This window comes from Mesorhizobium subarcticum (assembly GCF_055456085.1).
In genome coordinates this window covers 3458300-3483536 of sequence record NZ_CM144237.1, presented here as the reverse complement: position 1 = coordinate 3483536, position 25237 = coordinate 3458300, and the positions used below count along the sequence as shown (strand labels likewise).

Genomic DNA, 25237 nt, shown 5'->3' with positions numbered 1-25237 from the left:
ACGCGAAGGATGGCGCGGGGGGAAGAGGCACAAGCGCCGCAGCGGACGCGGCGCTCTCCCTTCTCCCCCTGCGGGAGAAGGTGGCCTCGCGCAGCGAGGTCGGATGAGGGGTGCTCCAGCTTGGCAACAACGGCACTCCGTCACCCACCCCTCAACCGTCTCGGCGCTGCGCGCCGATCCACCTTCTCCCACAGGGGGAGAAGGGAAAACCCAGCCAGACACACTTCAGAAACAAGATTCAACATGCGGGAAAAACTGAGGAAAACATCGCCTGTCATAACCATCCTCGTAGCAACCGATCAGCGGTCGCACACCAACGCAAAGAGATGGCCCCGACAATGCAACGACGTTCGACCAGATGGATGGCTGCCCTGACCGGCATTTCGCTTGCCATGCTTGCGGTCGCACAGTCGGGCGCGGAAGCGGCGGTTACCCGGAGCGAATATTGCAGCCGGCTCGGTCTTCAACTCGACGGAGCCATCCAGACCAAAGCCCAACCCGGTGCCAGTGCGAGTGAGATCGCCGAGGCAACGGCACTGCAGGACAAGGCGAACCGGTTCTGTGCCGAGCGCAAACAGGCGCAAGGCATCCGGACCTACGCCAACGCCCTGAAGCTGCTCGGCGTGACGCCGGTCGACCTCAACCAGTGACAGCAACCCTCGAAGGAAAGAATCCATGAACAAGCCCCTCCTCTCCGCGCTCGGCCTGGCCATCGCTCTCGGTCTGGCAATGCCGGTTGTCGGCACCGCCACGGCTGCGACGACCACCACCACGACGACCGCTCCGGCAACGACGACCGCTCCGGCGGCTCCCGCTGCCGTGGACGCTGCGAAGACCCCGGTCAAGGCGGCCGCGCACAAGCATCACCGCCACCACAAGAAGCACCACAGGCATGGGCACAAGCACGCTCACCGGCACGCCCACAAGAGGCACGGCCACAAGCACGTCGCACGGAAGCACCACCACAGGAAGCACGCCCACAAGCACGCCAAGGCAGCTTAAGCTGCTCTGACCTCTCTTCTGACTTCCTCCCGGGAAAAGGCCGCCACTCGCAGAAAGCGAGGGCGGCTTTTTCTTGTGTGCGATCGAGGCGAGGCAACCCGCCGGACAAGTGTAAAAACAGACACTTGCAGCAATTCGGCGATTCAGATGGCGAGCTGCTTCATGCGACGCTGCGTTTTCACCACGGGAGTCGTTTGCCATCGCGAAAAAACCGCCGGTCGGGCCGTCATCCGGCAAGGTCGCGGCCCAGACGATGCCGGCCGCCCCTTGCGCCACCGGGCGTCCGCCCGGCCCGCCCATATCGGTGGCGACCCAGCCCGGGCAGATGGCGTTGACCAGCACGCCGGAGCCGCGCAGTTCGCCCGCCAGCACGCAGGTCAGCGCATTGAGCGTCGCCTTCGAGGTCGAATAGGCCGGCGCCCCCGCCCCCATCGAGGCCAGCGATCCGCCTTCCGACGACACATTGACCAGCCTGCCATGACCGCCCGCTTTGAGCAGCGGCGCAAAGGCGGAAGCCGCCCGCCAGGCGCCAAAAACATTGGTCTCGAATGCCTCGCGGATCACGGTCCAGTCGGGCCGCAAGGCGCGCGAGCCGCTGTCATAGTGAATGGCGGCATTGTTGATCAGCACATCGAGCCGGCCTAAGCGGCGCTCGACGTCCGCAGCTGCCTGCATTGCTGCCTCAGGTGCCGCGACATCGAGCTCGATGGCTTCGACACGGCCATCGAGCCCCCTCGCCGCCGCCTCGCCCTTGGCGAGATCACGCACGCCGAGCAGCACGGTGAAGCCAAGTTTCGCCAGTTGGCGGCCGGTTTCCAGACCGATGCCGCGATTGGCGCCGGTGATCAGGGCGACTTTGTTGGGGTGGGTGGTCATGGGGGATGCTCCTGGATTTGCTTGAAGAGAAAATGGAACGCGGCAGATTGATTGATTAGGTGGCCGAGGGTGCAATCATTGTGCAACTGGGTGCATGAGTTGATTGAGGTTAGTTTCCAACGTTGCATCCCGTGGCGCCCCCTCTGTCCTGCCGGACATCTCCCCCTCAAGGGGGGAGATTGGATGTCGTTGCGGCCTTCGCCAATCACCAAAATTGCAGGATAAATGGCAATATAGAAGCTGCTGATCTCCCCCTTGAGGGCGAGATGGCCGGCAGGCCAGAGGGGGGCGTTCAAGCGCCAAGGTTTCCGCAATCTGCCTTGCCCAAACGTCGTCCACCGCAGGAATCGGGTGTCGGCTGGCATCGCGCCATGCGATCATTCACTTCATCACGAGGACCGGCCATGCTCACGCTTCACGATTATCTGCCATCGCAAAATGGCTGGAAAGTCCGGGTCCTGCTCGGCCTGCTGAAGATTCCATACGACACGCGCGTCGTCTCGATTTTCGAAGGCGAGAGCCACACCGATGCTTTCCTCGCCCTCAACCCGGCCGGTGCGGTTCCCGTGCTCCAGCTCGAAGACGGCAGCGCCATTGCCGAATCCAATGCGATCCTCACCTACCTCGCCGAAGGAACCCCGTTCCTGCCGGCCGACCGCACCCGGCGCGCCAAGCTCATGCAGTGGCTGTTCTTCGAGCAATACAATGTCGAGCCCGTCATCGGCTCGCTGCGCTTCTGGACCTTGACCGGACGGCTGGAGCGCAACCAGGCCATGGTTGCCGGCAAGCGCGAGGCCGGCGCGCGCACGCTCGCCGCCCTGAACCGCGGCCTTACCGCAACGCCGTTCCTCATTGGCAACGACCTGACCATCGCCGACATAGCCATCTATGCCTACAGCCACCGCGCGGGGGATTGCGGCTTCTCTCCTGCGGACTACCCGGCATTCCTCGCCTGGACCGGCCGCGTGGCTGAAGCCATCGGTAAGGGCTACCCCGTCCACCCCTACAGCATCGATCCGCATTCCGGCGGCTGAAAGCCCCTATTTCTTGCCCTGCGGATAGATCGTCTCGCCGCGCTTCAGCATCGCAACGAAGGTCTCGATCTTCTTGCGGCGCCCGGCCTCGGTCTTCATGTTGTGGGTGCGGAAGGCGAGCGAGAAGCGGTTCTGCGCGCTGAGTTTTTCCAGCATCGCTTTTGCTGCCGGCTCGGCGTCGATCGCGGCCTGCAGATCATCGGGAATTTTCATCTCCTTGCCGCTGCCATAGGCGCGCGCCCAGCGCCCGTCGGCCTTGGCCGCCTCGACCTGCTTCAGCCCATGACCGGTCATGCGGCCCTCCGCGACCAGCCGCGCGACATTGTCGATGTTGATCTTGCTCCAGATGCTCTTTTTGCCGCGCGGCGTGTAGCGCTGGAGAAAACTGTTGTCGTCCAGCCCCTTGCGCACCGCATCGATCCAGCCGAAGCACAGCACGACGTCGATGGCTTGCTTCGGCGTGATCGATTTCAGTCCCGACCCTACCTTGTGGACCTTGATCCACACTTCGGTTTCCGAGGCGTGGTGCTGGCTGAGCCAGGTGTAGAAACTGGCCGGGTCCGGAAATTCCCGGACCTTGTCGGGATCAACCTTGACCGGCGCCATCAGGCGGCCTGCCGGTTCGGAATTGTCGTCGCCTGCGTCACCATCATCCTGCCTCCGTCATCCCTTGATTCCCGGCATCATCGCATGGTCCGCTGTCAGTTTTCGTCAGCAATGGAGCACGCTGCCAGGCAGCACCGGAACGCGCCATCGCGTGCCGCGTTGCGGCAAGAGTATACACTCCGATGGAGGTTCCCGATGGCAATCCAGACCATTTTCGCCCATGTCAGTTGCTCCGATCTCGAAGCCAGCATCGGCTGGTACGAAAAACTCTTCGGCAAGCCGCCGCTGCGCCGGCCGATGCCGGGGCTGGCCGAATGGCAATTCACCGAAGGCGCCGAAGTGCAGCTCTTCGAGGAAAAGGAGAAAGCCGGCACCTCGACACTGACGCTCGGCGTGCTGCCGTTGGCGCCCGAAAGGCAGAGACTGCTGGATGCGGGACTGGAACCCGGCCCGATCGAGGAAGCCACGCATTTCTGGATCATGCGCATGCGCGATCCCGACGGGAATCTGGTGGTGTTTGCCAGTGCTGAGAGGGAATAGAAAAACAGGCGTTCATGAGCGACACTGATTTCATTCATCACAGCGGCACCACCATCGGACTCTCCGATAGCACCATCGGTTTCTTCCGTTTTCCCATGGCGCCCTGACCTGCCAATCCCCTGCCCTTGTCCCAATCAGCAAAGGCAGAGCGAAATGAACCTTTCGAACCAGAAGATCCTGATCGTCGGCGGCGGCTCCGGCATGGGCCTTGCGCTGGCAAGACTTTGTGTCGATGCCGGTGCCGAAGTCACCATTGCCGGGCGAAGCAAGGACAGGCTGCAACAGGCCCACGAAGCGCTTGGCAATCCCCCTGACCTGCAAATTGCCGTCGTCGACATCACGCGGGAAGACCAGATTGCAGCGTTGTTTGCCGGGATCGGCCGCCTCGACCACATCGTCAGCACGGCGGCCGACATCGAAGGTGCCTACAGGCTGCTGCCGGAGCTTGACCTCAAGGCGGCGCAACGCGTCGTCGCCAGCAAGCTCTTTGGCCCGCTGCTGCTCGCCAAGCTTGGTGCGCCGCAGCTTGACGCGACGGGCTCGATGACCTTCGTCTCCGGCATCGCCGCCTACCGGCCGGCGGCGCGCGGCTCGGTCGTCGCCGCGGTCAATGCCGCGCTCGAAGGCCTGGTGCGGGCACTTGCCGTCGAGCTGGCGCCGATCCGCGTCAACGCCGTTTCGCCCGGCTGGGTCGACACCGAGATCTGGGCACAGGTTGCCGGCGACCGGAAAGCCGAAACGCTGGCCGCGATGGCCGAGCGGCTGCCGGTCGGCAGGGTCGGCCAGCCCGCAGACATCGCCGATGCCATTGCCTTCCTCATCGGCAATGGCTTTACCACGGGAACCACGCTGCATGTCGAAGGCGGACACCGGCTGGTCTAGCTGGCGGCGGCTTCCGTCAGTCTGTTTGGCAACAAGGGCTTGGCGCTATCAGCCGATTCAACTCCTGAACTCGCCTCGGGACGCGCCAGCGTGTCACGCGCGGCGGCGAGCAATTGCCGCAGTGCGGGCGGCTGGACGCGCCGGCGGCGCCAGATCATCGTCAGCGGTGCCGCCTGTGCCGGGCCGGGCCACGGAAGTTCGACAAGCTCACCACGCTCAAGCGCGTCGCCGACGGCGAGACGCGGAACGAGGCCCAAGCCGGCGCCGGCTGCCACCAGCCGGGCAATGGCACTGATGCTGCCGACTTCAGCGGCAAGTCTGGGCGCCGCCATGCCCGCCTCGGCAAAGGCGGTGTCGAACATGTGCCGGTACACACATCCAGGCTCCGTCACCACGAAGCGCAGCGCTGCAAGGGCAGCCAGGTCGTGTGGCGGGGCGTCCTGCCCCGGAGCCGCGACCAGCACCAGCGGTTCGGCCACAATGGTTCGCCTTGCCAGACGTTCATCGGCCTTCGCAAGATCGCTACGCTCGAAGCAGAAGGCGACGTCGATGTCGCCATCCCCGAGCTGACGCAGCAGCGTGCCGCTGTCGGCCACCTTCATGCGCACGGTGATCTCGGGATGGCTGGCCTGGAATCCCGGCAGCCAGGGCGCCAGCCGCGCCGAGGCGATCGTCTCCAGCGCGCCGATGGTCAGCGTTCCATTTGTCTGCCCGGCAGCCAGCAGCACCGCCGCGCGCGCCTCGCCGTCGAGCCGCAACAGCTCTTCGGCGATCGGCTTCAGGGCCAGTCCGGCCAGCGTCAGGTCCAACCCGGACTTCGTGCGTGTGAACAGGGCAGCACCCAGTTCGGCCTCGAGCGTCTGGATCTGGTCGCTGACGCTCGATTGCGCGAGGTGAACAACCTCGGCGGCGCGCGTGATGTTGCGGCTACGCGCCACCGCGAGGAAGGTTTTGAGCAGTCTTGGATGCATCGCCTGGCCGAAATCAGGCCTATTGCAGCTGCGGCTTCTTCAAGAAGCTGCCACGGTCGGCGGATTTCACCCGCAGCCAGGTCTCGCGGCCGTCGCGCACCACCCGCATCGGGATCTCGGCACCGGCCGAGCCGCTGTCCCACAGCTTGCGATAGAAATCGGCGAGCCCATCGACCGCGCCGTCGCGGATCTCGGAGATGACATCGCCCTGGCGCAGACCGGCTTTGGCCGCCGGGCCGCCCTCGGTCACGCTCATCACCACGACCTTGCCGTCGCTTTCAGCCGACAGAGCGCCAAGCCATGGGCGCGGCGGCCTCGCCACCTGGCCGCGCGTCAGGAGATCGTCGAGGATCGGCGGCAACAGATCGATCGGCACCACCATGTTGATATCGGCGACCTCGCCGGCGCGGCTCATCTGCAGGCGCAGCGAACCGATGCCGAGCAGCGCGCCATCGGCGCTGAACAGCGGCGCCCCGCCCCAGGACGGATGCGCCGGCGCGATGAAGATCGCCTCGTCGAGCAGATACTCCCAATAGCCGGCGAATTCCTGCTTGGTGACGATCTTGGCCTCGACCGCCCGGCCGATGCCGTCGGCAAGCACCACCGCGTCGCCGATCCTGGCCTTGCCGGCATCGCCCAGCGCCACGGCCGGCAGCCCGGTCGGCGCCAGTGCCTGGACCAGGCCGAAGCCCGATTCCTGGTCATAGGCCAGCGCGTGCGCGGGGATGACGCGGCCGTCATGCGCGGTCAGCCAAACTTCCTCGGCCTCGGTGATGAGATAGCCGATGGTCAGCACCAGTCCGTCGTCGCGAATGACGACGCCGCTGCCTTCCCTGAGCGTGCCCAGCGCGCCGGCGGTGAACGCATCGTCAGGAACGGTCGCGCGCACGGCAACGACGGAGCGCGGATTGGGATTGATGGTCATGATTGTGTCCTGCGATGCGGCTCTGGCGGTTTCTCTATAGGTATGCCGTTGAAAGGAGCGCGCAAGGGGTGAGAAGCGGTCCGCGCAGCGGATGAAAAGCCAATTGCTTGACTTTTCGAGCTTCGAACGCCCTGAGCCCAGCGAAGGGCCGGGCGCGAAGGCGCTTCACCAACATTGACAATAGTTCAACGCAAGTTGAACTTTCCCCTCCACAGCCCTAACTTCACACCGACCAAACCCACCCTTCCCCGCCACCAAGACGAGGCCCGACATGACCGACTACACCCCGCCGAAAGTATGGACCTGGAACAAGGCAAATGGCGGCGCCTTTGCCAGCATCAATCGGCCGATCGCCGGGCCGACGCATGACAAGGAACTGCCCGTCGGCAAGCACCCGCTGCAGCTCTATTCGCTGGCGACGCCGAACGGCGTCAAGGTGACTGTGATGCTGGAGGAACTTCTGGCGCGCGGCCACAAAGGCGCCGAATACGACGCATGGCTGATCAAGATCAATGATGGCGACCAGTTCGGCAGCGGCTTCGTCGAGGTCAACCCCAACTCCAAGATCCCGGCGCTGATGGACCGCAGCGGCAAGACGCCGGTGCGCGTGTTCGAATCCGGCTCGATCCTGGTCTATCTCGCGGAAAAGTTCGGGGAATTCCTGCCCACCGAGCAGCCGGCCCGTGCGGAGGTTTTGTCATGGCTGTTCTGGCAGATGGGCTCGGCACCTTATCTGGGCGGCGGCTTCGGCCATTTCTACGCCTACGCGCCGGAAAAATTCGAATATGCGATCGACCGTTTCTCGATGGAGGTGAAGCGCCAGATGGACGTGCTCGACCGCCGGCTGGCCGAAACGGAATATCTCGGCGGCAAGGATTATTCGATCGCCGACCTGGCCGTGTGGCCCTGGTATGGCGGGCTGGCGCTCGGCCGCATGTACAATGATTCCGCCGACTTCCTGTCGGTGCAGGAATACAGCCACGTGCAGCGCTGGGCAAAGGCGATCGACGAGCGCCCGGCGGTCAAGCGCGGCCGCATGGTCAACCGCGCCTTCGGCGAGCCTTCCATGCAGCTGCACGAACGCCACGACGCCAGCGATTTCGACACCAAGACGCAGGATAAGCTGGCAACGGCCGCCGAATAGGCAAAGGCAAAGCCGTCCTAGCCAACAAAAAACCCGTCACCAATGCGAAATTGGTGACGGGTTTTTTATGCAGGTGACTGCCGAAAGTTCAGTGCAGAACTTCGACGATCTGATGCGTGTCGGGGTCCACCAGGACCGTCTGGTCATTGATGACGGCCACGCGGTACTTCACGTCAGGCACTTCGCGCAGCACAACCGTATCCGGGACCGGTGAGCCGAGCTTCAGCTCGACGCCCAGAAGGTTTACCGATGCCAGCGGCTCCTTCTTGATATATTGACGAACGACCGTTTCCTGCTCGGGCTGGACAACGATCTGCTGCGCCGGCTGCTTGACAACGATGACGTCTTCAGCTGCCGCGACACCAATGCCGCTCATCAGGAACAGTGCGGCTGCCGCACTCGAAAGATAATATTTCATAGTAACCTCCATTTTGTTATCCGAATTCCGCCTGCAGGGAAAACGCTGCCACGACCGCGAGGTTCCATCTCAATTTCTGGAATAGATATGGGGATTGGTCGATAAAGATGATTTCGATTTCCTGCCCGATCGAGCGGTCGCGCTCACATAATGCTTTTGGGATCTGCAATTAATTGCCGAAAACTGCGAAAGCCACTTAGGAATGGGCCGCAAAGTCGACTTGCCTTGGAGAGGCACGCCGGATGCTTCTTTCCCCGGTTTCCCCGGGGAACTCGATCCGCCGTTGCTAGCAACAGGCAACGTCGAGCGCGCCGTGTCGTTCCCGAGTGCTCGTCCGGCGCACGAAAAAGGCTCGCCCTGCCGGGAGCAGAGCGAGCCTTAGAATGCGCCGGCGGAGGTGGCAGCCTCACCGGTCACACCTGGAAAACGTCGGTGCCGGAGTCCGGTTCCAAATCAGTGTGCAAGGCGGCCTGCATCAGATGCAACCATGTTGCCATGGCGACGTTGTGCACAACATTTCCGAGATGAAATCTTCCAGCAAGGACGATCGCGACATGGCTCCCAGACCCTCCGTGACCAAGCATCCCTTCACATTGATGTTTGTGGTGATCGCGCTGATGGCGCCCTTTGCCGGCCTTGCCTGGCGCACGCGCGAATGGATGGGCTGGTAGGCCTGGAAACCGCAGCACATCATCACAATCTTGGCCCTTAGCCCGAGACAGACGGCATCTGATTTTGAGAATTTTATTGCGCCATTCGTGCAATGAGCGCAATCTGAGCCCCGTGGACTAAGATACCAGAGAATATCCGTTCATCGGGGGATGGGGGAATGACGCTCAAACTGATCGGGGCCGGTTTCGGCCGCACGGGCACGTGGTCGACTTTTGCCGCGCTGAACAGGCTCGGCCTGCCCTGCTACCACATGCAGGAAGTGATCATGAACAAGGCCAACAAGGGCCATCTGGACTTCTGGCGCACAGTGGCCAACAGTCCGCCCGGCAGCCAGCACGACTGGAACCGCGTCTTCGCCAATTATACGGCGACCGTCGACAATCCCGGCTGCTGCGTGTGGAAGGAATTGCTGGCCACCTATCCCGACGCCAAGGTGCTGCTGACCCTGCACCCGCGCGGCGCCGAAGCCTGGTACGAAAGCACCATCGACACGATCTATTTCACCAAGAATGTCTGGCAGTTCAAGATCCTGGAATGGCTGACGCCGTTCGGCCGGAAATTCGGCGACATGTCGAGCAAGCTGGTGTGGGGCCGCACGCTGGACGGCGTGATGGACGACCGTGCCAAGGCCGTGGCGCGATACAACGCCTATATCGAGGAGGTGAAGGCAGCGGTGCCGCCGCACAAGCTGCTGGTCTACAAGGTGACCGAGGGCTGGGCACCGCTCTGTGAGTTCCTGGGCGTGGCGCTGCCCAACGATCCCTTCCCCAACCTCAACGACCGCGAGACGATCAAGAAGATCATCCGCGACATCATCAAGGGGTCGTACATCATGCTGGGGCTGGCTATCGCCGCTGTGGTGGCGGTGCTTGCCGCGCTGTGGTGGTGGCTGGGCTAGCTGCCTGCACCGGCAACCCGAAGTACGCCCGCACCCCTGCCGAGGGAACAAACAGCAATACCCCGAGTTTCGCTTCCAGTCTTTTCAAAGGATTGGAGGCCAACATGGCACCGCACGGCAAACCACGCACCGACGATGAGGACAGCCCTGATGTCGATGGCCCGACCATCGAGCAACTGGACTGGGACGCGGTCAAGGGCGGCCAGATCCTGCCGGATTCCGTGCCGGAAAACGGCGACATGCGCTACGGCACGGAAAAGGACGGCGACCTGCCGGACGAAGACGACGACAATGCCGATCAGGACAGCGACGACGCTTTGCCCGACGACGAGGAAGAAGCCGCGATCAAGCGCCACCCCACCCGCGAGGGCCGGTTCGACGAGACGTGAGCGGCACTCCCGCAATGTCGGCGTAATCCCTCCGGGCTAACCCCGCTCCCACAACAGCGGTGTGGGATGCATCTTGAGTTTCGAAACGAGCGAACGCGCCTGGCTGCGGGAGGCCGCCGGCGTCTTCTGCCAGATGCTGGGCCTTTGCGGGCGGCTGGGGGTCGGGCAATCCAGGATTTTCCTCACCCGCTTTGCCTGCAAGCCGGTGAGCTTCTTCAAATGGTTTCGTTTCCTGTCGAGCTTCCGGCGGCGGCATGGGCTGGGCTGCCCGCATGACGATCTCTTGCGCAAGAAGCCCTACAAATTCTTTGCCCTTGGGCTGCCGCGCCATCGCGGCTTCGACCTTCTGGTCGACCATTTCAATCTGGCGGCGGCGCGCCTGCCTCGGCACCTGCTCGAGGCCACCTGGCGCGGGCGGGCCATCGACATCGGCCTGGTGACCGGGCGGCGCGATGCCTATGCGCTGACCATGCAGCTGTCCGTTCATTCCGGCACCAGCCACGAAGGCGCCTTCTCGATCAAGCTGACGCGGCAGAGCGACAGGCTCGACCTGGTCAGGTTGAGCTTCATCCTCTATCCCTTGGATGCCAGTCCCCTGGGCGCCAGCCACCTGGATGCCAATCCCCTAGGCGCCGGCCACCTGGATGCCAATCCCCTAGGCGCCGGCCGCTACACCGTCGCCATCGGCGGGCTCCAGGGCAGCAAGAAGCCGGAGGCCAAGCGCGCCGTCATCGACGCCACGCGCGACCTGTGCGGGCTCAGGCCCAAGGACGCCGCCCTGCTGGTCATGGAAGGCATCGCCATTGGCGGTGGCGCTGATCATGTCCCCGGCGTCTGCGATGCCAGACACACCATCAACTTCCGCTCGCCCGAAAAACGCGCCGGCAAGCGCGCCGACATGGACCGGTACTGGATCGATCGCGGCGGTTGCGAAAGCGGCGAATTCGGCTTCGCCATGCCAGTACGGAGCCGTGACATGGCAGCGCCGCTCAGCCGCCGCGATGTCTACAAGTTCGAATTCCTGGAGTTAGGCAGGCGCCTGTTTGCCTCGCCATGCGAACTGAGCGAGGTTCCACTTGATCTCCGATGATATGTGGAGGGTACCACACCCCGGCCTGAATGCCGCCCTTGCCAACGCTGCTCACCTCTTCAACTGGGTGAGGTCATTATATCTCAATTGACTAAAATAGCGGAACGTCCAATGGACATTGCCGGAACCGAACAGGCCCTCTCGGACCTTTGCCTCAGCCACCTAAGACTTTGGTCCTACAAAAAATGCGAAGTCCGCCATATGGTTAAGCCGTTGGCATTCTGATTTTGCCGCCCTTCGCCACCACCTTGCCACGCCGGTAGACCGTGCGGTCCTTCGGCATCGCCACCACCGCCTCGGGCACGTGCTCAGCCCCCATGGCGACGAAGTCGGCCCTGGCACCGACCGATATGCCGTAGCCCTCAAGACCCAGTGCCCTGGCACCTGCGTGAGTCACCACATCGAAGGCCGCTTCCAGCTCGTGATCCTCGTAGAAACCGGAGCGGTAGCCGATCATGTTGGCCCGCGAAAGCATGTCGCCATCGCCATAGGGCCACCAGGAATCGCGGATATTGTCGGAACCGCTGAACACGGTGACGCCGGCCTGCCGCAGGGCTGCCACCGGCGGGAAGGCGTGGTTGCCGGGCGCGTTGGTCATGATCGCCACGCCTGAAGCCGCCAGCATCGCGCCCGCCTTCGCCAGCGCATCCGCCGGAATGTCGCCAAGCCCATAGGCATGGCTGACGACGACATGGCCGCTCATGCCGAGTGCCCTTGTCCGTGCGGCGATCTCCTCGACCTGGAACAGGCCGAGCGTGCCGCCATCATGCAGATGGATGTCGACACCGGCGCCGTGCTTGCCCGCCAGGCCAAACACCACATCGAGATGGCCCTTCACGTCGCGGTCGAAGCTCGCCGGGTCGAGCCCGCCGACAAGATCGCAGCCGAGCTTCAACGCCTCGTCGAGCAGCTCAGCCGTGCCGGGGGACGAAAGAATACCGCTTTGCGGGAAGGCGACGAGCTGGATGTCGATGAGGTCGCGGTACGTCTCGCGCACGGCCAGGATGGTCTTGACATGCCTTAACCCGACCGAGCCGTCGACCATGACATGGCTGCGCATGGAAAGGCTGCCATTGCCGATGCAGAGCTCGAGCTGGTTCCTGGCCCGCTCCGCCATCGGCGCCGCGGCGGCAAGGTTCCGTGCCTGGAAAGCCACGCGCTCACGCACGTCGAAGCCGTTGGTACAGGGAATGTGCGGGCGCCAGGCGTCGCCATAAAACGACGTGTCGAGATGGATATGCCCCTCGACGAAGGCCGGCACGACGAGTTGGCCGGCAAGATCGATAGTCTCAGGCATTGCCGGCTCGCTGCCAACCGGCGCGATGGCGCTGAAGCGGCCGTCGGTCACGATGAAGTCGACCAGCGAACCATCAGCCAGTTTGGCTTTGGTGAAACGGGTGGTGGTGGGCATGGCATCCCTGTCGTTGGTGGCGTTACCCCGCCTAGACCATGCGTGCCAGTCGCGAGTCTACACGGCAAATGCCGAAAACTGTTTCAGAATCCGCCGCGTGACGGCGCGAAAAACACATGCCGAACAGAGGGATGCGGAAGATTGATGAATCAGGACGGGAGCACAGCAGCCCTGTTTCAGTCTCCCGTCAGCACCTTCGTCGTCAGCACTGCCGCGCCATCCCTGGCAAATTCGCTGTTGTGCCTGTCGATGATCTGCCGGGCGGTCTCATCGGTGCTGTCGAGCGTGCTGTGGGCATCGGAAACCACGGTGACGCCGAGCCCCCTGGCGATCGCGCTGCGCACAGTTGCCGCGACGCAAAAATCAGTCTGCGCGCCAAGAATCACGACGGCACCCGCCCCCTGCACGGCCACCCAGTCGCCAAAGGCCGGATTGCTGAAAGCATCGCGCACTGATTTGGCGAAGGTCGGTTCATCATCCGCTTGCCCAAGGGCAGGCCACACCGGCCAACCCGGCTCGCCGGGTGCCAGCGGGTCGCCTTCGGGTCCATCGTGCCTGACAAAGGCAACCTTGCGTCCACCGCGCCGTGCCCAATCGATCACCGCCCGGGCGCGCTCGGCAATGGCAGGCGCATCATCGATCGGCGGCTCGTGCACGCCATCGAACATGCCGGTCTGGAGGTCGATGACGATGAGCGGCGCTTTGTCCGTGAGACTGTGTGCTGACATGGCGGCGATGATACCGTTGGGCGTTTTCGCGTCAAGAAAGACTGAGCAAAGCTGTCGAACAAGGCCGTCTGCGCGGATGCAAAGCACAGTCAAAGACTTCGGCGTTCCCGCAAAACGATAGATAGCCCTCGCCTAGGAATTCCGGGCATCGGCCTTGCACTGCGCGATCGCTTTCGTGGCGTTGATCAACCCGGTACGCACTTGCGAGGGCTGCCGAAGGTTCTGCCAGTAGGCGCCGGCGCCCTTCATTTCATAGCCGGCGCCACCGCCGATCATGCCGTCCGCACTGACAAGCATCGTCACGACCTTGATGCCGCAGGCAAGGTTGCGGTCGGGATCGGTAATGTCGACCTCCGAGCTGAAACCGCATCTGTATCGCCCCTCGTCGGCCAGAGAAAGCTGCAGCAGCCCGATGGAATACTGGCCCTGGTCCTCTTCCCAATAGGCCGCCGCGCTGTTGTTCACGGATTCCGCGCCAGCCAAGGCTACAATCATTGTGCGCCAGAACACTGCCCGCCCCTGTCTGTCCTGCAACGCGTAGCCGGGACAAAAAACCGCGATGTCGGCGGGCTCAAGGGCGGTCAGCTTCTGCTCCGCGTCGATCAGCGCGGTCACCTTGCGGGTCACGGTCTTGCTGTCCAACTGCTGTTCCCGCGCGCCTTGCGCATCGAGGCATTTCCGGGCGAACGCCTGTGCTTCCGGCTGTGTCGTATGGCCCCGGGCACGCCATTGCGCCGTGCAAGATTGCCGGGCCTCGTTCGGAGGAGCCGCCGGTACGGCGCTGTCAATGATGCGCGGGTTCGCGCAGCCCTCGATCAGGCACACCAGCGCGGCGGGTACCGCCATTCCCCGCAGCAACCTCAAGCGCAAATAAGTAATCAGCGGAGCTGACGCGTACACAAACACCCCCCACCCGCGCATTGATCGAGGCTGGCCCCGACCTGCACGGCTTTTGTTGGCGCTAACTTGGCAGATCGGTATCTGCCTGTCACCCAAAGCTGCCGGTTACGGTAAAGGCGCCGTTGGTGTTTTCAGCCGGAAGATCACGATGATGTTGTCTTTGCTTCCTGCTGAAACTTCAGACCTGGCGCAACAACCGTTCAGCACGATCTCCAGCCCCCGCGACGATCGCTTCCATCGACCGCTTCGCGCCTCATCCCGGCGCCCCGGCAAACAGCACCACGCCATCGCCACCCCCCGCCGGCCAATCCCTGATTGTGCGGTCGTAGCCGCCGGTCAGCACCGTGCCGTCGGGGGCGAAGGCCACGGCGTAGATCGGGCCGGTCTGGCTGTCGAACATCGCGATCTGGTTGCCGGTTTCCATGTCCCACAGCCGCGCCGTGCCGTCGAGCGAGCCCGACAGCAGCCGCTTGCCGTCGGCCGACAGCGCCAGCGTGTAGACCGTGCCTTCATGGCCCTCGAAACGCTTCACCTCGCGGCCGCTGTCGAGATCCCAGACCTTGATCGTCAGGTCACCGCTGCCGGTGATCACATGGTGCCCGTCGGCGGTGAAGACGGCGCCATAGGTGCCCTGCTCGTGGCCGTGCCAGCTGCGCAACTCCTTGCCGCTTTCGATGTCCCAGAGTTTCAGCGTGCCGTCGATGCTGCCGCTCAGCGCCTGCTTGCCGTCGGGCGAGACGGCGACCGCGCTGATCGACCGGTCGCGTCCGGTCAGGACATGCAGCACCGCGTTGTTGACGAGATCCCAGACGATGACATTGCCGGTGTCGTGCCCACTGACGGCGCGCTTGCCGTCCGGGCTGATCGCCAGCTGCCTGACGCCGCCATTCTGGCCGGACTGGAAGACATGCAGCACGGCGCCGTCGGCAAGGTTGCGCAGCACAATCTCGCCGTCGTCGCCCGCCGTCAGCGCGCTGGCGCCATCGGGCATGTAGAGCGCGGTGCGCGCCATGTCCTTGTGGACGCCGAGATTGCGGATCAGGTGCTTGCCGCCAATGTCCCACAGCTTGATCACATGGTCGGTGCTGGCGCTCATGATCGAGTGGCCGTCGGGCGCCACCGAAAGCCAGACGACCGCGTCGCGATGGCCATCGGGCTCTGTCGGCAATGCCGGCGGCGGTGGCGGCAACGGCGCCACCGTGGGCGGCGGGATGACAGCGACCTCCGGCGGTGACGGGGCGGCGGGGACCGGCGCAGGCACGGGCGGCGCTGGCGGCACCGGTGCGGCGGGCGGGCTGGCGGCTACCGGGGGCGGCGCGGGTGGCAGAGCTGGCGGGGCTGGCGGCGTTGCCGGCTCCGGAGCCGGCGGCGCGCTGGCGACATCCTGGCCCTTCGGCTCGCTGGGCCTGGGTTCGGCAAGCTTGGGTTCGTCGGGCTTGGGTTCGGCCGCCTTGGGCAGGTTGGCCATCTCGCCGCCGCCCCACGGGCCGAACCGGTCAACGGCCAGCCCGGCGACAACAACCAGTGGCAGAGCGAGAAAGAGCTTGCGCAGGCCGGGCCTGCCGGTATCCTGCACCTCCGCCGCGCGGCCAAACAGCGGCACTCCAGCAGCATGCGCCGGCCGCCCCGGCAACAGCCCGGCCCAGAACAGAAAGACGCCGATCAGACAGGCAAGTGCCGCTAGCAGGAGCCCGGTCAACCGCAAGGAGGCCGCATCCGAGGGCAGTGCGAAAAAGTCTTGCCAGCCAACGGCACCAGTAACGACGAGCGGATAGACCCGCGCCAGGCAGCCGAAGGCAACCACGGCCAAGGCAAGCGCCAGCACCCTGTCAGCCAATCTGTTCATTGCGCCCTCCGCCCGCGGATCCAGATAAGATTATCAGCGCCAGCGTATACGGCAAAGCGCCGCCCTCGCTACCGGCCCTGATGTATGTCGGCGCAACTGTCCCGGCTTGAGCTGGGGATATGCATAGAAACAACAGCTTAAGCATGTCGGGACATGCCTTAGAGTGCCGATTTATGCCCGATTGGGCCGAAGCAATCGGCATTCTGAATGCCGGATTCTCCGATAGTCTTGTTGAGATAGTCTGGACTATCCCCAGCGCAACATTGACAGAGGACCACGATGTGTCACACTCGCGACGGGATATAGTGGAGAGTCCGCACCATGAAGAAGATTTATGAACGGCCTACGTTGATCAAGAAGGGAAATCTGAAATTTCTCACGGCCGCGACCAACGGTGCAGCGGTCTCGCCCCCGGTTACGCCGCAATAAGTCAGCCCGTCAGCATCAGGTCGTCCAGCACCATTTGCCAGTAGTGTTTCGTTGAAAGACGGACACGGGTTACTTCCTTGAGCATCGGGGCATAGTGCAGCGGCGTCAGCGCCGACAGCACCAACTGGTTGCTGGCGACCAGCTGCTCGCCCAGCCAACACTCGATCAGCGCCATCTCCCCTTCCGACTTCAGCCACGCAGCGCTCAGCAGCACCGAGTGGAAACCGAACGGGGTTTCGCGGCTGAATTCGGCCGGGTAGCCGCTGCTTGTGTAGGCCACGTGGTCGCCCGAAACATTACCGTTGACATAGCCTTCGCTGCCCTTGGTGTGATCCTGCGCCATGGCGTTGAGGTTGCGCCATTGCAGCCCGGCATGGCCGCACGGGATCTTGCGGAAGCCGCGTCCGGTGACGTCGTCGAAGCCGATCGTCCGCAGCGAGGCCTCGCTCGGCAGCGTTTGCAGCGAAAGCAGCCCGAGATCGGCCGGATAGGGTGAAAGCGCAAGCTGCCGGTTAAGGCCGCCACCGGCGATCACCACCGTGTCGGCCTCACTGGCGAGGTCGAACCGGAAGGATGAATCCGGCGCCAACGACCGGCTCTCCAGCACCTGCCCGTTTGCCATCACCGACAGCGTCGCGGTGCCGTCCGCCGCCGTCCTGCAGACCAGGCTGCGAGCCGGCGCCAGCCCGACCGGCAGAGGCAGGTCCCGCGACACCAGCCCGGCGGGCGAGCCGGGCGCCAGCCGGAAATCCTGCGATTGCGTTTCATTGGCGCTCGGCGAACGCCAGCCCGCAGGCACCGAAACCGCAAACCGATAGGCGCCGGGAGAGCGGATCATGGCATTGGCCGAAGACGTCGACATGGCGAAGTTGGCAAAGCCGCCATTGTTTGTCCGGGTTGAAGCGACGAAGCCGCCCTGCCCGTCGAACAGCCGCACCATGATGCCAGCCATCGGCCGGTCGCCCACGCCGTATGTCCCGTCACGATCGACATCGAAATAGACGAAGGACGAGTAGTTGACGGTGCCGGTGCTGCGCTCCCAGTCGCCGCGCACGGCATAGTCGTTGGCCGGATCCGCCCGTCGCCGGGCGCGGCGTCGGAGACGCGCCTTGCGCAACAGCCAGACGCCGCATGCCGCGACCGCAATGAGGCCGGCGGCCGCAAGCAGGATTTCGACGGGGTGGAAATCATGCATGGCGGGCAGGCTTCGATAGTGGCCTCTCGCGGCTCTCAGACATGCAATGCATCAAACGCCCCCCGATGCTGATCATCGCCAGATTAGCGCGAGATCGCGCCTGCGCAAAAGGAACGCGCGGATAATGCCTCACCTCAACTCCACCCAAACCGGCGCATGATCACTCGCACCATCTTGACCGCGCACCTCACGGTCGATGCCGGCCCCTTTCAGCCGGCGAGCGAGCGTCTTCGACAGCAATATGTGGTCGAGCCTGAGGCCCGCATCGCGTGGCCAGCGGTTCCGGCGATAATCCCAGAAGGTGTAGAGCGTCTCCTTCGGGTGCTTCTTCCGCAGCGCATCGGTCCAACCCTGGTCAAGAAGGGCGGCGAAGGCGGCCCGGCTTTCCGGCTGCACCAGCGCGTTGTCGTCGTAGGAGCGGGTGGCGTAGATATCGCGCGGTTCGGGCACAATGTTGTAGTCGCCGGCCAGCACCACCGGCAGGCCGGTGTCGAAAAGCTGTTCGGCATGCGCTTCCAGCCGCGCATGCCAGGCGAGCTTGTATTGAAATTTCGGCCCCGGCTGCGGGTTGCCGTTCGGCGCGTAGAGGCAAGCGATGATGATGCCGTTCACCGCCGCCTCGATATAGCGGCTCTGTCTGTCGGCATCGTCGCCCGGCAGCACGTCGCGGGTCAGCACCGGCTCGGCACCGCGCGCGAGGATGGCAACGCCATTCCAGGTCGGCTCGCCCTTCCACACCGCGCCATAGCCGGCGTCGGCCAGCGCGGTGCGCGGAAACTGCATGTCGCGCGCCTTTAGTTCCTGCAGGCACACGACATCGGGTTTTGCCGCCGCCAGCCACGCCAGCAGGTTTTCCAGCCGGCTGTTGATGTTGTTGATGTTGAAGGTGGCGATCTTCATTGGCGGGTCAGGAGGCGACCCTGCCTGCCCACACCTTCACCGTCTCCGCCACCGTTTTCAAATGATCTGCCGTCGAAAACCCCGAAATGCTCTTGCGCGGCTTGAGGTCATGGTCGCCATCCTCCAGCCACACCACCTCGATGCTGTCGGAGAGCCCATAACCGGCAACCTCGTCCGGCGTACCAAACTCGTCGCGCGTGCCCTGGAAAATCAGCGTCGGCGTCTTCAGTCCGGCCAGATGTTTGGTGCGCAACTGCTCGGGCTTGGCGGGCGGATGGAAGGGATAGCCGAGGCAGATCAGCCCCGAAATCTCGCCCTTGGCGAACATCTCGTCCGCCACCATCGAGGCGACACGCCCGCCCATCGACTTGCCGCCGATGATCAGCTTGCCAGTCACGCCCCTGGCCCTGAGGTCGGCGATCGCCTTGATGTATTCCGGGTTCACCGTCTCGGCCCGAGGCGGCGGCTTGCGCTGGCCGTAGCGGCGGGCGGCCATATAGTGGAATTCGAAGCGTGCCACCTGGAAGCCCGCGGCGGCCAAAACCTTGGCGGTGGCGGTCATCGAAGGCGAATCCATCGACGCGCCAGCGCCATGCGCGAGCAGGATGGTGACAGGAGCGGTGTCGTGGCCGTCGAAGAGGAAGCTAGTCATGTGGCGGCCTCGCTGGAGAGGCTATCGCGTTCCTGTTGTCCAGAGACGCCGCCACAAACCTGCAACTGCAGATATTCCACCTGCGCGGCGAGCAATAAGGGCCATCCAGTTGCATCGATGCCGGTTATCCATCTGCACGCGGCTTCACGCCCATGAACCTGCTCAAGCAAGCAGAAATAGGCTGTGTTTCGCCAAGCGCCGCACAATTGCTGATTCCCGTCCATCACATCCAGAGCCGATGCCCAGGTGAACCATCGCCTGATCCAAGCTCCGACCCTGCCGTCAAGGTCGGTAATGCACTGGGCCATGAAAGCATCCAGGTCTTGTTCGTCGGCGACCCAGAAGAAATCCCGACTGGGGCGCTGAAAGTCTCCGTCGATGGCATTGAAGCCTTTTCGGAGGAATACCTGGTTCAGCATTCGCGAGCTGCGGGTTTTGAACTGGGCTGAACTCGGATTCTTGACCTCATACCAAGCGTCAAACTCCTTCCACAGCTTTGCGAATTTCTTCCACTTGAAGACAGCGGTTAGCTCGCATTCATACTCGCCGAAGCGGTAGTCCGTGTCACAATCCAGTTCGATGCTGAAATCAGCCAGATTGTCCGCCGACGCAATTATCAACTTGGGGCTGCTCGGCTTGAACCATCTCTCGCCAATGCGAGCATGGAGCGCCTCCGGAACCCTTGCTCGAATGGTTTTCGCGTTGAGCGCCATGTCCTGCTCTCACCCAGCCGTCCGCGCCAGCTGCATATCCACGAATTGCACGCCCCTGACCGCCACCCCACCCCACTCGGACTCCGCATCCAGCTCCAGATAGCGCACCCACAGCCGCCGCGCCTCAACCAGATTGCCGGCATCGAATTCCAGCCGCGCCAGATTGAACACCGGATCGGCATAGCTCTTGTCGAGCGCAATCGCCTTCTGCAGATGCCGTCGCGCCGAGGCGTCGCGGCCTTGCTCGCTCATCAGGCCGGCCAGGTTGAACCACGCCTCGACGAAGGCCGGGTCGAGTTTTATTGCCCTGGCATAGTCATGCGCGGCCTCCGCCGCGTGGCCGCCGGCGCGCAGGCAGTTGGCGCGGTTGAAGGCGGCGATGGCGTCGCTCGGGTCGATGGCGAGGCAGCGCTGGTAAAGCACAGCCGCCCCGTCATGGTCGCCGCCCTCCTCCGCAGCTTCGGCCTCGGCGAACAAATCTTCCAGCGTGTCGTCGCCTTGTGCCGCGGCACCCAGATCGAACAACAACTGCCCGTCGAGTTCGCTCTGGCCGCCCTCGAGGTAGATGGCATCCGCGCGACCGTGCTGCGAGCCGACATTGAGCGATTTGGCGGTAAGCGAGGCGACCGGGCCGGATCGATGCACGGAGCGCGCAATCGCGCCCCAGGTCGCACCCCCGGCCACCAGCCCGGCATATTTGCGCGCCAGGATCAGGTCGCGGAAGGAATAGGGTTCACTGTCATGCTCGAAGGCGTCGAACAGCGACAACAGGTCAAGGTCGGCGCCCGACAGCCGCGATTGCTCGATCAAAGATTGCCGCGACAGCGACGACGCCTCCGGCGCCTTCATCAGCCCGAGCCGGCGTAAAAAACCGTTCTCGCTGAGCATCGTGCGCCCGGCGGCGCGCTCGGCAGCAGCGCGGCGCTCGATCCCGGCATCGCCAATCTTGGTAAGCCCGGCCTTGGCCAACAATGTCCGGCCGAACACGACATACGTCGTGCGTCTGGTGATGCCGCGCGTGAGCTGGCCGTGCTGGCGCTCGACTTCACGCGCGGCGAGCCGCAGCGGAAACGCCGCCAGCGCGCCGATCGTGCCGAAGACGGCCCCCGGAACCGAAACGGCCGGTGCCGTCATTTCTTGCTCTTGCCGACCGCCTTCAGCAGACTGGCTTTGAGCGGATTCTCAGCCGCACCGCCCGCTGCCGCCTTCTTGGCGGCCGGTTTTGCCGCCACCTCGTCGGCCTTGCTCTTCGACTTGGCCGGCGGCTTCGACTGCGACAGGCTGGCCTTCAGCGCATCCATCAGGTTGATGACATTGCCGCGCTCGGGGGCGGCGGCGATGATCGGCTTGTGGCCCTTGAGCTTCTCGCGGATCATCGCCATCAGCGCGATCTCGTAGCGGTCCTCGTAATTCTTTGGATCGAAGGTGGTTTCCTTCTGCTTGATCAGCGCTTCGGCCAACTCAAGCATTTCCTGGTCAGGCTTGCCGGCCGGGATGTTGCCGAAATACTCAGCCGTGCCGCGCACTTCGTTCGGGTTCCTCAACGTGCACACGAACATGCCGTTCTCGCGCGCGCCGATCGTCACGATGCGCTCGCGGCTGGACAGCACCAGCCGTGCGATCGCCAGCTTGCCCGATTTGCGCATCGCTTCACGCAAGACGGCGAAGGTCTCCTCGGCCATCGCTCCATCCGGCGCCATGTAGTAGGGCGCATCCTGGTAGATGACGTCGACCTCGCCCTCGTCGACGAAGGCCTCGATGTTCATCGTATGGTTGGATTCAATCCGCACCGCGTCGAGGTCGGCATCATCGATGATGATGTACTGCTTGTCCTCGTACTCGTAACCCTTGACCAGGTCCGAGCGCTCGACGAGCCCGAGTTCCGGGTCGACCGGCTTCATGTTGATGCGGTTGTGGGTCTTCTTGTGCAGCTGATTGAACGAGATGCGCTCGCTGGTCGTCGTCGCCGGATAAAGCCGGACCGGACAGCTGACGAGGCTGAGCTTGAGATAACCCTTCCAACTTGCCCTTGGCGCCATGATACACTCCTACGCGGCCACGCACTGACATTATGTTGGAGCATGGTCTTGTCCAAAAACCGGTTCCCACTTTTTGGGATCATGCTCTCTGCAGCGCTTTTCGTCCGAAGGACGATTGGCGCCGTGGAAATCCTACACCGACCCCACACAATACCGGCAAATCCCTGACGAAATGTTCCGCAGCGTCCTTGAGGTCGTTGGCAGAGAATAATTCAAATTGTCGGAAGCGTCGATGGAGCGGAATTTGAAACGCTGGCGGGACAGCACCCCCCCTCTGCCCTGCCGGGCATCTCCCCCTCGAGGGGGGAGATCAGCAGCCTCAGCGCCTCGCCCACTTCAGCAACGTTGTAAATTGGCGAAAGCCTGGGTGATGGCCAATCTCCCCCTTGAGGGGGAGATATCCGGCAGGACAGAGGGGGCGACACAGATCGCGGCAGTCCTCGTTACGCGACTACCTCCTCGCTCCCCCAATCACCGGCAAATCCCGCGCGAAGTCCTCGATCTCCGCCCACGGATCACCAGACGTCTCCAGCAGCCCCGGCAGCGACGAATAGTTCAGGTCCTGCGGCGCATCGATCGCTTCCAGATCGCTCCAGCTTACCGGCGTCGAGGCCGGCAGATTGGTACGCGCCCGCAGCGAATAGGGTGCTGCCGATGTGTGGCCGCGGGCGTTGCGGTGATAGTCGATGAAGATGCGCTTCTTGCGGTTGTCCTTGCCCATTGTGGTGGTGAACGTGTCGGGTGCGGTGGCCGCCAGATGTGTGGAGATGGCGCTGGTTGCCTGGTGCAGCTTCTTCCAGTTCTGCTTTGATGTCACCGGCACGGTGATATGGATGCCATTGCCGCCGGAAGTCTTGGCGAACGGCACCAGCCCCAGCCCCTCCAGCTCGCCCTTGATGTGGACGGCAGCCTCCACCACCTCGCGCCAGGAAATCCCCTCACCCGGGTCGAGGTCGAAGACGATCTGGTCGGGTTTGTCGAGGTGTGTCCGGTGCGTGCCCCAGGTGTGGAACTCGACGACACCGAACTGCGCCAGCGCCAGATACCCCTTGGCGCCCTCGACCGAGAGATAGGATTTGGTCTCGCCGTCGGAATTGGCGGTCTCGAACGTCACCACCGAGGGCGGCATGCCGGTAAACGCGTGGCGCTGGAAGAAGCAGTCCTTGGGCAGGCCGGTCGGGCAGCGCACCAGCGACACCGGACGGCCGAGAATGTGCGGCAGCATGAAGTCGCCGACCAGCGCGTAGTAGACGGCGATGTCGAGCTTGGTCGGCCCGGTCTTGCCGAACAGTCGCCGTTCCGGATTTGTCACCCAGATGGTGGCGAGGTCGGCCTCCGAGATCAGCCGCTTGCGCCTCGCCGACACCGGCGTCGACAGGCCGACATCTCTGAGACCCCTAAACACGCCATGGCGCAACGAATTGTCCGCCGTGCGATTGGCATAGTGGATGCGCGCCGAAAACAGCGGCTTGACCCAATGCATCTCGCGCATGATTTCGCGCGGCACGCCTTCGGGCGGTGTTGCGCCCGATGTCAGCGGCTCCAGCCGGGCGAGCAGATCCTCCGCCGTATCGCGGTCGAAGCCGGTGCCGACCTTGCCACGATAGTGCAGCTCTCCATTCTCCCACTCTGCCATGCCAAGGGCTGCCAGCCCTTCCGCCGCGTCGGAGACAGTGTAGCCGGCAATGACGAAGTCGCCGCTTTGCAGTGCCTTGGTCTTGGTCCAGCTTTTGCTGCGGCCAGTCTGGTAAAAGGCGGTCGCCCGCTTCGACACCACCCCTTCCAGCCCGAGCTCCGTCGCCTGATCAAAAAGCCCCTGCCCCGAGCCCTCGACATGGTCAGAGAACTGGATGGCGGAGTTGGCGCCCAGCCCAGCCAGCAGCTCGGCCAGCAGCGCCTTGCGCCGGATCAGCGGCACCTTCATCAGGTCCCAGCCGTCAAGATGCAGCAGGTCGAAGGCATAGAAATGCAGCTTGCTGCCGGCGCCCTCGGCCAGCGCGTCCTGCAAAAGCGCGAAGCGGCTGATACCCTTGCCGTCGAGCACCATGATCTCGCCATCGATGATCGCCTCGCGGCACCGCAGTTTGGCAAAGGCATGCGGCAGGTCGCCATAGCGCTTCGTCCAGTCGATGCCGCCACGGGTGATCAGCTTGACCACACCATCAGCCAGATGCGCCATGGTGCGGTAGCCGTCGAACTTGATTTCGTGCAGCCAGAGCTCGCCTGTATCCTCGCCATCGGGCGGTTTTGGCCCCTGCGTCGCCAGCTGCGGCTCGATGCGGCTCAGTGCCGGGGCTTTGACGGCGCCCGGCAGTTCGCCCGGCTTCAACGAACCCGGCCTGGGCGCGGACTTCGTCGCCGGCTTGGCGGCCGCCGCCAGTTCCTCGATGCGCAGGCCGGATTTCACGCTTTCCGGCCGCGCTTCCAGGATGTTCAAAGCCGTGTCGGCGGCAAGGTCGCGCTCCTTGAACAGCAGCCAGTTCTTCTTGTTCTCGTCTTCGCCGGGCTTGGGCTTCAGGCGGGTCAGCATCCAGCCGCCATGGAGCTTTTCGCCGGCCAGCCGGAACTTGAAGGCCCCGGTGCGCAGGCTCTTCTCGACATCGTCCATCGGCGCCCACGTGCCGGTGTCCCAGACGATCATCGGCCCGCCGCCATACTCGCCGTCGGGAATGACACCCTCGAAGTCGATATATTCGAGCGGATGGTCCTCGGTCTCGACCGCCAACCTTTTGTCGGCTGGGTTGAGCGAAGGCCCGCGCGGCACCGCCCAGCTCTTCAGCACATCGCCGACCTGGAGACGCAGATCGTAGTGGTCCGCGTTGGCGTGGTGTTTGTGGACGACGAAGTGGTTGCCGTCGGCGGTGATGAGCCCGCCGGCGGGTTCGGGCGTTTTCGAGAACTGGCGCTTGGCGCGATAGGTTTTGAGTCTGGGCGGGGTGGTCATGGCACCGACCAAGCCCCGGCAGCCAGCGTTCCG

Annotated in this window: 24 protein-coding genes; 8 read left to right on the top strand and 16 right to left on the bottom strand. The window is 63.8% G+C overall.

Annotated features, from left to right (window positions below):
• Positions 1-338 precede the first annotated feature (338 nt).
• Positions 339-650 (top strand): hypothetical protein, encoded by a 312-nt coding sequence (locus tag ACZYHG_RS17040; RefSeq protein ID WP_464609538.1) that lies wholly within the window; start codon positions 339-341, stop codon positions 648-650.
• Here the strand turns inward: ACZYHG_RS17040 and ACZYHG_RS17035 are convergent.
• Positions 640-1878, bottom strand: a complete 1239-nt coding sequence (locus tag ACZYHG_RS17035) for an SDR family NAD(P)-dependent oxidoreductase (RefSeq protein ID WP_464609537.1) — start codon at positions 1876-1878, stop codon at positions 640-642. The genes ACZYHG_RS17040 and ACZYHG_RS17035 overlap by 11 nt on opposite strands.
• A gap of 404 nt (positions 1879-2282) precedes the next feature.
• Between ACZYHG_RS17035 and ACZYHG_RS17030 the strand changes: the two genes are divergently transcribed.
• Positions 2283-2912 (top strand): glutathione S-transferase family protein, encoded by a 630-nt coding sequence (locus ACZYHG_RS17030; protein ID WP_464609536.1) that lies wholly within the window; start codon positions 2283-2285, stop codon positions 2910-2912.
• Positions 2913-2918: 6 nt separating this feature from the next.
• Here ACZYHG_RS17030 and ACZYHG_RS17025 read toward each other — a convergent pair whose 3' ends face one another.
• A complete protein-coding gene (locus tag ACZYHG_RS17025) occupies positions 2919-3518 on the bottom strand; it encodes a YdeI/OmpD-associated family protein (RefSeq protein WP_464609535.1) in 600 nt (199 codons plus the stop codon).
• A 195-nt stretch (positions 3519-3713) separates the two neighbouring features.
• Here ACZYHG_RS17025 and ACZYHG_RS17020 point away from each other — a divergent pair, with 195 nt between their 5' ends.
• Both ACZYHG_RS17020 and ACZYHG_RS17015 read left to right on the top strand, forming a co-directional pair.
• Positions 3714-4058 carry a VOC family protein gene (locus ACZYHG_RS17020; RefSeq protein WP_464609534.1) on the top strand — a complete coding sequence of 115 codons (345 nt, stop codon included), beginning with the start codon at positions 3714-3716 and terminating at the stop codon, positions 4056-4058.
• A gap of 153 nt (positions 4059-4211) precedes the next feature.
• Complete coding sequence (locus ACZYHG_RS17015; protein ID WP_464609533.1) at positions 4212-4940, top strand: SDR family oxidoreductase; 729 nt, start codon at positions 4212-4214, stop codon at positions 4938-4940.
• On the opposite strand, the gene ACZYHG_RS17010 is transcribed toward ACZYHG_RS17015, so the two are convergent.
• Positions 4937-5911, bottom strand: coding sequence for a LysR family transcriptional regulator (locus tag ACZYHG_RS17010; protein ID WP_464609532.1), 975 nt, complete (start codon positions 5909-5911; stop codon positions 4937-4939). The genes ACZYHG_RS17015 and ACZYHG_RS17010 overlap by 4 nt on opposite strands.
• 19 nt (positions 5912-5930) lie before the next feature.
• Entirely contained in the window at positions 5931-6836 is a 906-nt protein-coding gene (locus ACZYHG_RS17005) for a S1C family serine protease (protein ID WP_464609531.1), read from the bottom strand.
• Positions 6837-7107: 271 nt separating this feature from the next.
• Here ACZYHG_RS17005 and yghU point away from each other — a divergent pair, with 271 nt between their 5' ends.
• Positions 7108-7980 carry a glutathione-dependent disulfide-bond oxidoreductase gene (gene yghU, locus ACZYHG_RS17000; protein WP_464609530.1) on the top strand — a complete coding sequence of 291 codons (873 nt, stop codon included), beginning with the start codon at positions 7108-7110 and terminating at the stop codon, positions 7978-7980.
• Positions 7981-8068: 88 nt separating this feature from the next.
• Here yghU and ACZYHG_RS16995 read toward each other — a convergent pair whose 3' ends face one another.
• Positions 8069-8398 carry a DUF1236 domain-containing protein gene (locus ACZYHG_RS16995; RefSeq protein ID WP_464609529.1) on the bottom strand — a complete coding sequence of 110 codons (330 nt, stop codon included), beginning with the start codon at positions 8396-8398 and terminating at the stop codon, positions 8069-8071.
• Positions 8399-9227: 829 nt separating this feature from the next.
• Between ACZYHG_RS16995 and ACZYHG_RS16990 the strand changes: the two genes are divergently transcribed.
• The 3 genes from ACZYHG_RS16990 (at position 9228) to ACZYHG_RS16980 (ending at position 11447) form a co-directional block, all read left to right on the top strand.
• Positions 9228-9968, top strand: a complete 741-nt coding sequence (locus ACZYHG_RS16990) for a sulfotransferase family protein (protein ID WP_464609528.1) — start codon at positions 9228-9230, stop codon at positions 9966-9968.
• 104 nt (positions 9969-10072) lie between these two features.
• A complete protein-coding gene (locus ACZYHG_RS16985) occupies positions 10073-10357 on the top strand; it encodes a hypothetical protein (protein ID WP_464609527.1) in 285 nt (94 codons plus the stop codon).
• A 73-nt stretch (positions 10358-10430) separates the two neighbouring features.
• Positions 10431-11447, top strand: a complete 1017-nt coding sequence (locus ACZYHG_RS16980) for a DUF535 family protein (RefSeq protein WP_464609526.1) — start codon at positions 10431-10433, stop codon at positions 11445-11447.
• A 205-nt stretch (positions 11448-11652) separates the two neighbouring features.
• Here the strand turns inward: ACZYHG_RS16980 and ACZYHG_RS16975 are convergent, their stop codons facing one another.
• The 11 genes from ACZYHG_RS16975 to ligD form a co-directional block, all read right to left on the bottom strand.
• Positions 11653-12858 carry an amidohydrolase family protein gene (locus ACZYHG_RS16975; protein ID WP_464609525.1) on the bottom strand — a complete coding sequence of 402 codons (1206 nt, stop codon included), beginning with the start codon at positions 12856-12858 and terminating at the stop codon, positions 11653-11655.
• 176 nt (positions 12859-13034) lie between these two features.
• Positions 13035-13586 carry an isochorismatase family protein gene (locus ACZYHG_RS16970; protein WP_464609524.1) on the bottom strand — a complete coding sequence of 184 codons (552 nt, stop codon included), beginning with the start codon at positions 13584-13586 and terminating at the stop codon, positions 13035-13037.
• Between the two features lie 132 nt (positions 13587-13718).
• Positions 13719-14432 (bottom strand): hypothetical protein, encoded by a 714-nt coding sequence (locus tag ACZYHG_RS16965; protein WP_464609523.1) that lies wholly within the window; start codon positions 14430-14432, stop codon positions 13719-13721.
• A gap of 307 nt (positions 14433-14739) precedes the next feature.
• Positions 14740-16332: a WD40 repeat domain-containing protein gene (locus ACZYHG_RS16960; RefSeq protein WP_464609522.1), complete on the bottom strand. Its 1593-nt coding sequence runs from the start codon at positions 16330-16332 to the stop codon at positions 14740-14742.
• Positions 16333-16762: 430 nt separating this feature from the next.
• Positions 16763-17956: a hypothetical protein gene (locus ACZYHG_RS16955; protein WP_464609521.1), complete on the bottom strand. Its 1194-nt coding sequence runs from the start codon at positions 17954-17956 to the stop codon at positions 16763-16765.
• A gap of 129 nt (positions 17957-18085) precedes the next feature.
• On the bottom strand, positions 18086-18856 hold the full coding sequence (locus tag ACZYHG_RS16950) for an exodeoxyribonuclease III (protein WP_464609520.1): 771 nt from the start codon (positions 18854-18856) through the stop codon (positions 18086-18088).
• Positions 18857-18863: 7 nt separating this feature from the next.
• Positions 18864-19508: an alpha/beta hydrolase family protein gene (locus ACZYHG_RS16945; protein ID WP_464609519.1), complete on the bottom strand. Its 645-nt coding sequence runs from the start codon at positions 19506-19508 to the stop codon at positions 18864-18866.
• Positions 19505-20221, bottom strand: a complete 717-nt coding sequence (locus ACZYHG_RS16940) for a hypothetical protein (protein WP_464609518.1) — start codon at positions 20219-20221, stop codon at positions 19505-19507. Before ACZYHG_RS16940 ends, ACZYHG_RS16945 begins: the two co-directional genes overlap by 4 nt.
• 9 nt (positions 20222-20230) lie before the next feature.
• Positions 20231-21355 (bottom strand): tetratricopeptide repeat protein, encoded by a 1125-nt coding sequence (locus ACZYHG_RS16935; RefSeq protein WP_464609517.1) that lies wholly within the window; start codon positions 21353-21355, stop codon positions 20231-20233.
• Positions 21352-22260 (bottom strand): non-homologous end joining protein Ku, encoded by a 909-nt coding sequence (gene ku / locus ACZYHG_RS16930; RefSeq protein WP_464609516.1) that lies wholly within the window; start codon positions 22258-22260, stop codon positions 21352-21354. Before ku ends, ACZYHG_RS16935 begins: the two co-directional genes overlap by 4 nt.
• A 451-nt stretch (positions 22261-22711) precedes the next feature.
• Complete coding sequence (ligD, locus tag ACZYHG_RS16925; RefSeq protein WP_464609515.1) at positions 22712-25204, bottom strand: DNA ligase D; 2493 nt, start codon at positions 25202-25204, stop codon at positions 22712-22714.
• Between the last annotated feature and the right edge of the window lie 33 nt (positions 25205-25237).